Genomic DNA, 12,057 nt, shown 5'->3' with positions numbered 1-12,057 from the left:
TCGTCGGACGGAGCGCATCTGGGGGCGGGGGCGCGGCTCGGGGGCGCTCTACGACCTGGGTGTCGCCGTCAGCATCGGCACGGCGGGGGCCTCCGGCACCGCCGGGACCGCTTCCTGCGGCGCGGCCGGCGGAGCGACGGTCGTCCCGGCCACGGCCGCCGGGTTCAGGTCCTTGTGGATGGCGCGGGCGACGGCCTGGATGGTGTTGATGCCCTCGGTCATCGTCTTGTTGTCCTGCGTGAGCACGGTGATGCCGTAGTCGTGCCCCTTCCCGGTGAACGCACCGATGCTGTGCACCCGCCAGCCGTGCGTGGCACGCGGCAGCCAGCCGTTCTTGACCTGGACGGTCACCCCGGACGGGGCTCCGGCGGGCGTCCCCCAGCGCTGCGAGGAGATGACCTTGCGCATCAGGCCGAGTTCGTACGCGCGCGCGTTGTCGCTGAGTACGGAGTTCTTGGCGGTCAGCAACGTCAGCAGCCGCAGCTCGTCCTGCGCGGTGATCTGGGTCAGGCCCCAGTACCCACCGGAGCCGGGCACGGTGTGCGTCATGCCCGCGGCGTTCAGGAACGCCTTCACCTTGGTCACGCCGAGCTGCTTCCACAGGCTGGTGGTCGCGTTGTTGTCGGACTTGGTGATCATGGCGGTGGAGAGGTCGATCTCGCGCTGGGTGAGATAGCGATTGTGCCTCTTGTTGTCCCAGAGCAGCGTCGCGAGGACGGTCGCCTTCACGACGCTCGCGGAGTCGTACGTGCTCGTGGACCGCATCGTGCAGGACGTCTTGGTGGTCCGGTCGTAGAGCGCGATCGCCGTGGTCGAGTTGCGCCCCTTGAGCGCGGCGGTGATGTCGGTCGACAGCTTGGCGGCGAGTCCCGCCTTGCCGGAAGTGCATGTCACGACCGGCGTCGCGGCTGCGGCGGGCGTGGCCGCGAGGGTCACGGGCGCGAGCACGCCCGCGGCAAGAGTGACGGCGAGCGCGGTGCGCGCGCGGCGGGATGTACGAGGCTGGTCCGTCATGAGACGTGTCCCCCTGAGTGATCTGTACGGTGTGCCCCCTGCACACCTGTCAGGGATGACTCACGAGTGGTCGAAAAGTTGTACGGCGGGTCCGGACCGGTGTTCCCGGCCCCGAAGAGCGGGGTAGAGATGGCTTCCGTGAGCGGATCGGGAGGGGTCATGGCGAACGATCAACCGAGCGACGCATATCGCTGTGGGCAGTTGTACGCGGCGCTCGCGGCGCTGGAGAAACTCAGCAAGGGCGACCGTCACTCATTGGGAAGGCTGGGAGCCCGGGTGGAAGCGGCCCAGCAACCCCGCGACCGTCTGACTGGTCATCTGAAGGCGGTCGGCGAGTATGTGGTTGACGCGCGCAAGCAGGGTCGGGGCCCGGCGGCGACGGCCATACTCCGGTCGCTCCCCGATCTGTTGCCTGACGGCAGGGAGCTGCCGCACAAGCTCAACACAGCGCAGCAGGAAGAATTCTGTGACGGCCGCCACGCACAGGAGAAGGTCTTCGAGCACGCGGAAGCCTTTCGCTGAACCCTGCGCGCACCCGTCGCCGCCGTGAGCGGCCACGGGTGCGCGCACCCGTGGCCTACAGATGCGTCGGCTCGAACATCCTCAGCAGTGCCGGAAGCACGACCACCGAAGGACCGGGCTGCGCAAAGGACTTCGCCAGGTCGTCGGCGAGCGTCTCCGGGGTCGTACGGACCGCGGGTACGCCGAACGACTCGGCGAGGGCGACGAAGTCCGGGCGGGACAGTTCCGTCGCCGTGGCCTCGCCGAACGCACCCGACATGTACTCGCGCAGGATGCCGTAGCCGCCGTCGTCGACGATCAGCCAGGTGACCGGCAGGTCGTACTGACGGGCCGTGGCCAGTTCCGCGATGGAGTACATCGCGCCGCCGTCGCCGGAGACCGCCAGGACCGGCTTCGTGCGGTCGGCCGCCGCCGCGCCGAGCGCTGCCGGGAAGCCGTAGCCGAGGCCGCCCGCGCCCTGCGCCGAGTGCATCGTGTTCGGGTGGCGGGCGTCGAAGGCGGACCAGGCCCAGTAGGCGAGGATCGTCATGTCCCAGAAGCTGGGGGACGTGTCGGGCAGCGCCTCGCGGACCGAGGCGATGAGCTGCTGCTCCAGCGTGAGGTCCTGGCCTGCGATGCGGGTCCGTACCGCGTCGAGGACCGTTCGCACGCGGTCCGCCGCCGACTCGTCCTCGCGGCGGTCGACCGCTTCGAGGAGGTCGGCGAGGGCCTCGCGGGCGTCGGCGTGGATGCCGAGTGCGGGGTGGTTGGACTCCAGCTTCCCGGCGTCCGCCTCGATCTGGATGACCCGGCCGCGCGGGCTGAACGTGTGGTAGTTCGAGGAGAGTTCACCCAGTCCGGAGCCGACGACCAGCAGGACGTCCGCCGCTTCGAGGAAGTCCGTCGTGTGGCGGTCCTCCAGCCAGGACTGGAGCGAGAGGGGGTGCTCCCAGGGGAACGCGCCCTTGCCGCCGAACGTGGTGACGACCGGGGCGTCGATCTTCTCCGCGAGGGCGAGCAGCTTGCCGCACGCGTCGGAGCGTACGACTCCGCCCCCCGCGATGATCGCCGGACGCTCGGCGTTCGACAGCAGGTGCGCTGCCACGGCGGTCAGTTCGGGACGCGGGTGCAGGGGGCGCGGGGTGGCGTCCATCGCCGTGACGGCGGGCAGGGCGGTCTCGGCCAGGAGTACGTCCTGCGGGATCTCGATCCAGACCGGGCCGTGCGGGGCCGTCAGCGCGGACTCCCACGCGGCGGCGATCGCGGACGGGATCTGCGACGCCGTACGGACCGTGTGGACCGACTTCACGATGTCGCGGAACGACGCCTTCTGGTCCCGGAGTTCGTGCAGGTAGCCGTGGCGGCCGCCGCCCAGACCCGCGGTCGGGATCTGGCTGGAGATGGCCAGCACGGGGGCGGACGCGGCCGCCGCCTCCTGGAGCGCGGCGAGCGAGGTGAGCGCGCCCGGCCCGGTGGAGAGCAGCAGCGGCGCCACTTCGCCGGTGATCCGGCCGTACGCGTCGGCGGCGAAGCCCGCGTTGTTCTCGACGCGCAGCCCGACGTACGAGAGGGAGGAGCGGCGCAGCGCGTCGAACATGCCCAGCGCGTGCTGGCCGGGCAGCCCGAAGACGGTGGTCGCGCCGAGGCCCTGGAGGGTCTCGACGACGAGGTCACCGCCGTTGCGTCCGGCGGGAGGGTTCAGTGCGGCCGCGATCTGCTCGGGGGTGAGCTGCGGGCGCTCGTCGTGGTGGTCGTGGGTCACTTGCCCTGAGTCCCCTTGGCCGCCGCGATCTGACGGGACATGATCGTCGTCAGCTCGTACGCGGTGTGGGAGGCGGCAACGGAGGTGATCTCCGCGTGGTCGTACGCGGGGGCGACCTCGACCAGGTCGGCGGAGACCAGGTTGCAGGAGGACAGGCCGCGGACGATCTCGAGGAGCTCGCGGGAGGTGAGGCCGCCCGCCTCGGGGGTGCCGGTGCCGGGCGCGTGCGCCGGGTCCAGGACGTCGATGTCGATGGAGATGTACAGCGGGCGGTCGCCGATGCGCTGGCGCAGCTGGTCGGCGACCTCGTCGACGCCGCGGCGCATGACGTCGGCGGAGGTGACGATGCCGAAGCCCATCTTGGCGTCGTCGTCGAGGTCCTGCTTGCCGTACAGCGGGCCGCGGGTACCGACGTGGGAGAGCGCGGACGTGTCGAGGATGCCCTCCTCGACGGCCCGGCGGAACGGGGTGCCGTGGGTGTACTCGGCGCCGAAGTAGGTGTCCCACGTGTCGAGGTGGGCGTCGAAGTGGAGCAGGGCGACCGGGCCGTGCTTCTTCGCGACGGACCGCAGCAGCGGGAGCGCGATGGTGTGGTCGCCGCCGAGCGTCATCATGCGGGCGCCGGTGGAGAGGAGGTCGTCGGCCGCGGCCTCGATCGTCTCGACGGCCTCGTTGATGTTGAACGGGTTGGCGGCGATGTCACCGGCGTCGGCGACCTGCGCGAGGGCGAACGGCGAGGCGTCCTGCGCCGGGTTGTACGGGCGCAGCAGGCGCGACGCCTCACGGATCGCGTTGCCGCCGAAGCGGGCGCCGGGGCGGTAGGAGACACCCGTGTCGAAAGGCACGCCGACGACGGCGACATCGGCGGTGCCGACCTCGTCGAGCCGGGGGAGCCGCGCGAACGTCGCGGGACCGGCGTACCGCGGGACGCGGGAGGAGTCGACGGGGCCGCGCGGCGTTTCGTTGCTGCTCATGTGAAGTGCCTTCCTGAGGAGTGATGCACGCTTTGTGGGCGTTCGTACGATATTCGAGTGCGCGGGGTGTGGTGGCACGCGGGGTGCCTCCCGCAACGGTTCCGTCCTCAATCTCCCCCATAGCCTTAAGGGCATGGGGGGGGACCCCCTCGACGGGCTTGGATATCCTGCCCGGCGATTGAGGACGGCGGGGGCATAATCAAGCCCGTCCGGCGATTGAGGACACGTGGTCAGACGGTCACCGGGTCCGCAGCCGGCGTCTCGTCGGAGTCGGCACCCCTGCCCGCCAGGCGCTCGCGCCAAGCGGTGAGCACGGCCGCGTCCGTCGGCTTCGTGGCCAGGGACACGATCACATACGCCGCGAGCGAGGACAGCAGCCCGTAGTAGACCGGCTCGTTGGCGAGGATTCCGTACGACGCCATCAGACCGATCACCGCGAGGCCACCGACGGACACCGCGGCCAGCGCGCCGGCGGCCGTGCCGCGACGCCACAGCAGACCACCGAGGATCGGCACGAGCAGCCCGCCGACGAGCAGGTTGTACGCGACGGTCAGGGCCTCGACGACGTTGTTGAGGGCGATGGCGATGGCGATGACGGCCACACCCATGATGAGGATGAAGACTCGGTTGCCCTTCACCTCGTCGTGCTCCTCGCCGCCGCTCCGGGTCACCGCGCCCCGCAGCCTCGACCAGATGTCGTTGTTGGCGACGGTGGCGCAGGCGATCAGCGCACCGGACGACGTCGACATCACCGCGGCGAGTGCGGCGGCCAGCACCAGTCCGCGTACACCCACCGGCAGTTCGTCCTTGACGATGGTCGCGAAGGCCGCGTCCGCGCTGGGCAGCTTCGGGTACATGACCTTGGCGGCGGTGCCGATGACGGCTCCGGCGATCGCGTACACCAGGCAGTACGTACCGGCGACGGTGCCACCCCAGCGTGCGGTGCGGTCGGTGCGCGCGGTGAACACGCGCTGCCAGATGTCCTGGCCGATCAGCATGCCGAAGGTGTAGATCAGCACGTAGGTGAAGATCGTCTCGCCACCGATGCCGAGCGGGTCGAAGTACTCGGTGGGCAGCTTCGCCTTCATCTCACTGAAGCCGCCGGCCTTGATGACGGCGATCGGCAGGAGCAGCAGCAGGACGCCGATCGTCTTGACGACGAACTGCACCATGTCCGTGAGCGTGATCGACCACATGCCGCCGAGCGTCGAGTACGCGACGACGATGGCGCCGCCGAGGATGATCGCGACGGTGCGGTTCAGGTCGAAGAGGACGTCGAAGATGGTGGCGTACGCGATGGTCGAGGTGACCGCGAGCATCAGCGTGTACGCCCACATGACGACACCGGAGATGAGTCCGGCCCGGCCGCCGTAGCGCAGGTCGAGCATCTCGGAGACGGTGTAGACCTTCAGCCGGGCGATGCGCGCCGAGAAAAAGATGGACAGGGCGAGCAGCCCGAGGCCGATGGTGAAGACCATCCAGGCGCCGGAGAGTCCGTACTGGTAGCCGAGGCCGACGCCGCCGATGGTGGAGGCACCACCGAGGACGATCGCGGCCATGGTCCCGGAGTACATCCAGGGGCCGAGGCGGCGGCCCGCCACCAGGAATTCGCTCTTGGACTTGGCGCGGCGCATGCCCCACCAGCCCATCGCGAGCATGCCGGCCAGATAGACGATGATCACTGCGTAGTCGACAGCCATGGGCTTACCTCCGTCTCCGTGAAATGTTGCGGGTATGTGTTGTGTGAAGACGGTAGGTGGCCCGCAAGCAGCGCTGAAGTGTACGTTTCATCCATTCTCGTCGTAGCCAATGGATGGACCATCCATGCCGGACACTCCCACCGGACCCACAGCCCCCACCGGGTCCGCTCCCCCCACCCCGCCCGTCCCGCTCGCCGAGCTGCTCGCCCGCGAGGAGCTCCGGCTGCGCCGGATCGCGGGACCCGACCACGCGGATCTGTGGTGGGTGCACACCTCGGAGATGGCCGACCCGTACCCGTATCTGCTCGGCGGTGAGCTGCTGCTGAGCGCCGGGGTCCTGCTCAAGGACCCGGACACCTATGTCGCCCGGCTGGTGGAGGCGGGGGCGGCGGCGCTCGGTTTCGGGGTCACACCGGTGCACGACTCCGTGCCACAGGCGCTGATCGAGGCGTGCGACCGACACGGGCTGCCTCTGGTGGAGGTGCCGCCCGAGACCCCGTTCACCGCGATCGCCCGAGCGGTGTGGCGCCTGATGGCCGAGGCCCGGCACCGGGAGCTGCGCCGGGTGACGCGCGCCCAGCAGGCCCTGGCCACGGCGGCGGCCCGGCCGGATCCGGTCCCCGCGGTGCTGCAACAGCTCGCCGCCCAGTTGTCAGGGTGGGCGGTCCTGCTCTCCGCGGCCGGCGAGGAGCTGCACGCGGCGGGCCGCCGCCCGCCCCCCGAGGTGCGGGCGGCGCTGACCCGGCTGACCCGCGTGGTCTCCCCCGCCGCACTTCCCGCCTCCCCCGCCCCCACATCCGCGACCGACGCCGTCGGCGACACGCATCTCTTCGCGTACGCGCTCGGCGGCGGGCAGGGGCTCGTCCTGGCACTGTCGACGGGGCGGCGCGAGGCGGGCGACCACACGGTCACCGGGATCGCGGTCGTCCTTCTCTCCCTGCTGGCCGCCCCGCACCAGGGCGCCGACGCCGCGGGCCGGTCCGCGGCGCTGGTGCGGCTGCTGCTGGGCGCGGACCCGGTGGCCGTAGCCCCGCTGCTCGGCGGCGCCGCACTCTGGACGGTGGTGCATGCCCGGCGCAGCGGCGGCGGCCCCGTCGACCCGCTCACCGCCGGGGCACTGGGTGCCGCGCTGGGGTCCGCGCTGGTCGATGCGGGCCGGGGCGGCGCCGCGGTCAAGGTCCTGGTCCCGGGTGGCGAGCGGGTCACCCCGCAGCCCGGCTGGACACTCGGCACCTCCGCCCCCGTCTCCATCACCACGCTGGACCTCGCCGACGGCCAGGCGGCCCGCGCCCTGGGCCGGGCCGTGGCCACCCGCACCCCGCTGGCCCACCACGACAACGGCACCGGAGGCGGTCTGGCCGCGCTGATCCCTCCGGACCAGGCCGAGGCCCACGCCCGCGCCCTCCTCGCCCCGCTCACCGAGCCACTGGCCGAGACGCTGCGCTGCTGGCTGAGCCTGCACGGCAGCTGGGACCGCACGGCGACAGCCCTCCAGGTCCACCGCAACACGGTCCGCCAGCGCATCGCCCGCTGCGCGACGCTGCTGGACGCGGACCTGGACGACATGGACGTACGGACGGAGCTGTGGTTCGCGCTGCGGCAGCGGTGAGCGGCATTCATCAGTGACTGCAAACGTCTGCTACGGCATCAGGCGGCGGGCCAACCGGCCTGGCCAAGCCGTTGCAGCGAAAAGTCATCCGCCCGACACCAGGGCCGCTGCGAGCACTCTGACCCGGGGCGCGCCGCCCCCGACCGCCCCGAGCGTGCTGAGCATCACCCTGGACAGCCCTGGTGACTGCCGGGTAACTTTTGACCAGAACTGAGCAAGCGCTTAGCCATGCCGCTGGCCAATGCTCGCCCGAAGCTGATCGAAGCCGACAGAGGAGGCACCCCGTGCGCCGTACGGTATTCAACGAGGACCACGAGGCGTTCCGGGAGACCATCCGCGCCTTCATCGCGGCCGAGGTCGTCCCCGTCTACGACGAGTGGTTCGCCGCCGGCCAGGCGCCGCGCGAGTTCTACCACAAGCTCGGCGAGCTGGGCGTCTTCGGCATCGAGGTGGACGAGGAGTACGGCGGCGCCGGCATCGACTCGCACAAGTACGAGGCCGTCATCTACGAGGAGACCGCCCGCGCCGGTGTCTCCTTCGGCGGCTCGGGTGTGCACACCCTGCTCGGCCTGCCGTACATCAAGATGCTCGCCACCGACGAGCAGAAGAAGCGCTGGCTGCCGAAGTTCACCACCGGCGAGGAGATGTGGGCCCTCGCGATGACCGAGCCGGGCACCGGCTCCGACGTCGCGGGCATGAAGACCACCGCCAAGCTCTCCGAGGACGGCACGCACTACGTCCTCAATGGCGCCAAGACCTTCATCACCGGTGGCGTGCATGCCGACCGCGTGATCGTGTGCGCCCGTACGTCCGCTCCCCGCGAGGACGACCGCCGCTTCGGCATCTCCCTGTTCGCCGTGGACACCAAGTCGGCGGGCTACTCCGTCGGCCGCAAGCTCGACAAGCTCGGCCTGAAGGTCTCCGACACCGCCGAGCTGGCCTTCGTCGACGTCAAGGTCCCCGTCGAGGACCTGCTCGGCGAGGAGAACAAGGGCTTCGGCTACCTCGGCACCAACCTGGCGTCCGAGCGCTGGGGCATAGCCTTCGGCGCGTATGCGCAGGCGGCTGCCGCCGTCCGGTTCGCCAAGAGCTACGTGCAGGACCGCACGGTCTTCGGCAAGACCGTCGCCTCGTTCCAGAACACCAAGTTCGAGCTGGCCGCCTGCCAGGCCGAGGTGGACGCGGCCCAGGCCGTCGCCGACCGCGCGCTGGAGGCCCTCGACGCCGGAGAGCTGACCGCCGCCGAGGCCGCGTCCGCGAAGCTGTTCTGCACCGAGGTCGCGCACCGCGTGATCGACCGCTGCCTCCAGCTGCACGGTGGCTACGGGTTCATGAACGAGTACCCGATCGCCCGCCTGTACGCGGACAACCGTGTCAACCGCATCTACGGCGGCACCAGCGAGGTCATGAAGTCGATCATCGCCAAGTCCATGGGCCTGTAGGGCGGTTACGTTCTCCTCCATGAGCACCGCACTTGAATCCCTGCTCGATCTGCTCGACCTGGAGCAGATCGAGCAGGACATCTTCCGGGGCACGAGCCGTTCCGCGATCGTGCCCCGGGTCTTCGGCGGCCAGGTCGCGGCCCAGGCACTCGTTGCCGCGGGCCGCACCGTCCCCGCGGACCGCACGGCCCATTCGTTGCACTCCTACTTCCTGCGGATGGGCGACCCGGGCGCACCGATCGTCTACAGCGTCGACCGGATCCGCGACGGCCGCTCCTTCACCACCCGCCGGGTGGTGGCCGTCCAGCACGGGCAGCCGATCTTCCATCTCTCGGCGTCCTTCCAGACGTACGAGGACGGCCTGGAGCACCAGGAGGACATGCCGCCCGCTCCCGACCCGGAGACACTGCCCACGGCGGCGCAGATGCTGCCGCGGTACGCCGACACGTTCACCGACCCGGGTGTCATGGACCGGCTGCTGGAGGCACGGGACGCGGTGGACCTGCGCTATGTCGGCGCCCCGCCGTTCGCCAACGTCGGCACACCGCAGGAGCCCCGCTCCCAGGTGTGGTTCCGCACCAACGGCAAGCTCGCGGACGACCCGCTGCTGCACGTCTGCATGGCCACGTACGTCTCCGACATGACGCTGCTCGACTCGGTGCTGCTCGCGCACGGGCGCGGCGGCTGGATGGTCGGCGACGTGGTCGGCGCGAGCCTGGACCACGCGATGTGGTTCCACCGGCCGTTCCGGGCCGACGAATGGCTGCTGTACGACCAGGCCTCGCCGTCCGCGTCCGGCGGGCGCGGGCTCGGCCAGGCCCGTATCTACACGCAGGACGGCCGGCTGGCGGTCACCGTCATCCAGGAGGGCGTGGTCCGGGTCCCGCGGGACTGAGACCGCCCGGGACTTGAGGGGTGGGACAAGGAGCGGGTCTGGGTACGTGCAGCTGCAAGGCGGAGGATTGAGCCATGGCGGAGCCATGGTGATTGACGACAACGCCGCAGATGTGCGCACCCAGACCCGCGACGCCGCCCCCCAAGTGCCGGGCGGTCTGAGCAGGCCACGGCCCGCCCATTCATGGATACTCCCCACCATGAGCGCCGAGAACAGCACCAGCGGCAGCGCGACCGGTGGGGAGTCCGCGTTCACGGTCGTCGTCGCGGCGATCGCCAACCTCGGTATCGCCGTGGCGAAGGTGATCGCGGGGCTGATCAGCGGATCGAGCGCGATGCTCTCCGAGGCGGCGCACTCGGTCGCCGACACCGTCACCGAGGTCCTGCTGCTCACCGCGCTCAAGCGCAGTGAGAGGCCCGCCGACGAGGAACACCCGCTGGGCTACGGCCCCGAGCGCTACATCTGGGCGCTGCTCGCCTCGGTCGCCACGTTCGTCGGCGGCGCGGTGTTCGCCATCTACGACGGCGTCCACACGCTCGTCCGGGGCGAGGAACTCGGCGACCCGCTGATCTCGTACATCGTGCTGGCCGTCGCGTTCGTTCTGGAGGGCTACTCCCTGCGCACGGGCCTGCGCCAGATCCGCGGTGAGGCCGCCCGTCTGGGCGCACCCACCACCCACTACTTGCGCCACACCCCCGACACCGCGGTCAAGGCGGTCGTGATGGAGGACTCGGCGGCCCTGGTCGGCCTGCTCCTCGCCGCTGGCGGGCTCCTCGGCGGCACGCTCTCCGGCTCGGGCGTCTGGGACGGCATCGCGTCGATCCTGATCGGCGCCCTGCTGGTGTACGTGGCCTGGGTGCTGGGCCGCTCCAACGCCCAGCTGCTGATCGGCCGGCCGCTGCCGAAGGAGATGCGGGACGGGGTTCGCGAGGAAATCCTCTCCGTACCGCACGTCATCGAGGTCCTGGAGCTGACCACCCTGATCCAGGGACCGACGGAGGTCCTCGTCGCCGCGAAGATCGACTTCCGGGACGCGTCGACCGCGGAACAGATCGAGTGGGCGTGCGAGGAGGCGGAGGAGCAGTTGCGGGAGCGGTATCCGTCGATCCGCCGGGTGTATCTGGACCCGACGCCCGGGCTGGGGCTGGGGCAGCGGCGACGGGCCGGCCGGCCGGGGGCGGGGCCGGATACCGGTACAGGGGCCTGATACGGCGGCGGCCCGCACGGCACTGGAGGGCCCGGCGGTGAAGCTGCTCAAGGCCAGGCAAGAACGCGGCTGCGGCCGGCGGGGTCCAGAAAGCCCGGAAACCCCGTCCCACCACCCGATGGCCATGTCCCCGGCGTGGTCGCGAACAGCCGGAACGGCGTCCTGGCTGCGGAGCCACAGCGGAAATTAGGTAAGCCTTACCTAGCTTTTGTGTGGGTCTTGTGCAGGCTCACGTCCGCACTCTCCTCGGAGCCCCTCACATGCTGTCCCCTGCCGCCGCCTCGGTGCCCGCCAGAACGCCGTCCCGTCCTCTCCGCCTGTACGACTCGTGGTGGACCGTGGCGGCAGCCGGCCTGATGGCGATGATCGTGCTGACGGCGGGGCTGTGGTGCTCCCTCCATGTGCACACCGACCAGACGCTGCACACCGCCGTGCTCTTCGTCCACCTCGCCTCGCTGGTGCTCGGCTTCGGCGCGGTGCTCTCCGCCGACTACTACGGCCTGCTGTGGGCCACCGGCCGCTGCCCGCTCGGTGAGGTCATAGCCGCCACGTCCCGGCTCCACGTGCCGATCTGGGCCGGTCTCGGCGGGCTGGTCACCAGCGGGCTCATGCTCCAGCCCGACCTGCACTCCGTGCTGACCCAGACGAAGATCGCGCTGGCCGGCCTGCTCACCCTCAACGGCCTCCAGGCGGGCCTCCTCGGTCGCCGCCTCGCCGAGGCCACCGAGCCGATCGGCCGCGGAATGATGGCCTGGGGAGGCGCCACGGCGCTCCTGTCCCAGGTCTGCTGGTGGGGTGCGGTCGCGATCGGCTTCCTCAACACGAACCGCTGACCGAACCCATCTCAGCGGCTCACCCCTGCCGGCAGCCGCTTCTGCAGGGAGATCACCGGGTACCGGACGGTTGTGATGCCCCGTCCGCCTCTGGGATGTCCGCGGGGCCAAGCACCGTCG

At 70.7% G+C, this 12,057-nt stretch carries 10 protein-coding genes; 6 read left to right on the top strand and 4 right to left on the bottom strand.

Annotation, left to right across the window (positions count from 1 at the left end):
• Nucleotides 1-48: 48 nt before the first annotated feature.
• A complete protein-coding gene (locus AB0915_RS01965) occupies nucleotides 49-1,014 on the bottom strand; it encodes a serine hydrolase (RefSeq protein ID WP_366689220.1) in 966 nt (321 codons plus the stop codon).
• A gap of 159 nt (nucleotides 1,015-1,173) precedes the next feature.
• On the opposite strand from AB0915_RS01965, the gene AB0915_RS01960 reads away from it, so the two are divergent.
• The gene (locus AB0915_RS01960) at nucleotides 1,174-1,536 is read left to right on the top strand and encodes a hypothetical protein (RefSeq protein WP_366689219.1); all 363 of its coding nucleotides are present in this window, start codon (nucleotides 1,174-1,176) and stop codon (nucleotides 1,534-1,536) included.
• 55 nt (nucleotides 1,537-1,591) lie between these two features.
• On the opposite strand, the gene AB0915_RS01955 is transcribed toward AB0915_RS01960, so the two are convergent.
• The 3 genes from AB0915_RS01955 to AB0915_RS01945 form a co-directional block, all read right to left on the bottom strand.
• Nucleotides 1,592-3,277, bottom strand: coding sequence for a thiamine pyrophosphate-binding protein (locus tag AB0915_RS01955; RefSeq protein WP_366689218.1), 1,686 nt, complete (start codon nucleotides 3,275-3,277; stop codon nucleotides 1,592-1,594).
• Complete coding sequence (gene speB / locus AB0915_RS01950; RefSeq protein ID WP_366689217.1) at nucleotides 3,274-4,251, bottom strand: agmatinase; 978 nt, start codon at nucleotides 4,249-4,251, stop codon at nucleotides 3,274-3,276. Before speB ends, AB0915_RS01955 begins: the two co-directional genes overlap by 4 nt.
• Before the next feature lie 230 nt (nucleotides 4,252-4,481).
• Nucleotides 4,482-5,951: a sodium:solute symporter gene (locus AB0915_RS01945; protein ID WP_366689216.1), complete on the bottom strand. Its 1,470-nt coding sequence runs from the start codon at nucleotides 5,949-5,951 to the stop codon at nucleotides 4,482-4,484.
• 124 nt (nucleotides 5,952-6,075) lie between these two features.
• Here AB0915_RS01945 and AB0915_RS01940 point away from each other — a divergent pair, with 124 nt between their 5' ends.
• From AB0915_RS01940 to AB0915_RS01920, 5 genes are all read left to right on the top strand, one after another.
• On the top strand, nucleotides 6,076-7,560 hold the full coding sequence (locus AB0915_RS01940; protein ID WP_366689215.1) for a PucR family transcriptional regulator: 1,485 nt from the start codon (nucleotides 6,076-6,078) through the stop codon (nucleotides 7,558-7,560).
• 284 nt (nucleotides 7,561-7,844) lie between these two features.
• Nucleotides 7,845-9,002 carry an acyl-CoA dehydrogenase family protein gene (locus AB0915_RS01935; RefSeq protein ID WP_266985418.1) on the top strand — a complete coding sequence of 386 codons (1,158 nt, stop codon included), beginning with the start codon at nucleotides 7,845-7,847 and terminating at the stop codon, nucleotides 9,000-9,002.
• A gap of 19 nt (nucleotides 9,003-9,021) precedes the next feature.
• Nucleotides 9,022-9,897 (top strand): acyl-CoA thioesterase II, encoded by an 876-nt coding sequence (gene tesB, locus AB0915_RS01930; protein WP_366689214.1) that lies wholly within the window; start codon nucleotides 9,022-9,024, stop codon nucleotides 9,895-9,897.
• A 199-nt stretch (nucleotides 9,898-10,096) separates the two neighbouring features.
• Complete coding sequence (locus AB0915_RS01925) at nucleotides 10,097-11,104, top strand: cation diffusion facilitator family transporter (RefSeq protein ID WP_366689302.1); 1,008 nt, start codon at nucleotides 10,097-10,099, stop codon at nucleotides 11,102-11,104.
• A 260-nt stretch (nucleotides 11,105-11,364) separates the two neighbouring features.
• Entirely contained in the window at nucleotides 11,365-11,937 is a 573-nt protein-coding gene (locus AB0915_RS01920; RefSeq protein ID WP_366689213.1) for a hypothetical protein, read from the top strand.
• Nucleotides 11,938-12,057: the final 120 nt, after the last annotated feature.

The sequence above is a fragment of the Streptomyces sp. NPDC048411 genome, assembly GCF_040704695.1.
Lineage (GTDB): Bacteria > Actinomycetota > Actinomycetes > Streptomycetales > Streptomycetaceae > Streptomyces.
The sequence above is the reverse complement of the archived record's forward strand: the minus strand, read 5'-3'. Positions and strand labels throughout refer to the sequence as shown.

Bases quoted from the DNA above. Each gene is read 5' to 3' on its own strand.
- AB0915_RS01960 (WP_366689219.1), top strand. From the start codon at position 1,174: ATGGCGAACGATCAACCGAGCGACGCATATCGCTGTGGGCAGTTGTAC.
- AB0915_RS01965 (WP_366689220.1), bottom strand. From the start codon at position 1,014: ATGACGGACCAGCCTCGTACATCCCGCCGCGCGCGCACCGCGCTCGCC.
- AB0915_RS01940 (WP_366689215.1), top strand. From the start codon at position 6,076: ATGCCGGACACTCCCACCGGACCCACAGCCCCCACCGGGTCCGCTCCC.
- speB (WP_366689217.1), bottom strand. From the start codon at position 4,251: ATGAGCAGCAACGAAACGCCGCGCGGCCCCGTCGACTCCTCCCGCGTC.
- AB0915_RS01945 (WP_366689216.1), bottom strand. From the start codon at position 5,951: ATGGCTGTCGACTACGCAGTGATCATCGTCTATCTGGCCGGCATGCTC.
- tesB (WP_366689214.1), top strand. From the start codon at position 9,022: ATGAGCACCGCACTTGAATCCCTGCTCGATCTGCTCGACCTGGAGCAG.
- AB0915_RS01925 (WP_366689302.1), top strand. From the start codon at position 10,097: ATGAGCGCCGAGAACAGCACCAGCGGCAGCGCGACCGGTGGGGAGTCC.
- AB0915_RS01920 (WP_366689213.1), top strand. From the start codon at position 11,365: ATGCTGTCCCCTGCCGCCGCCTCGGTGCCCGCCAGAACGCCGTCCCGT.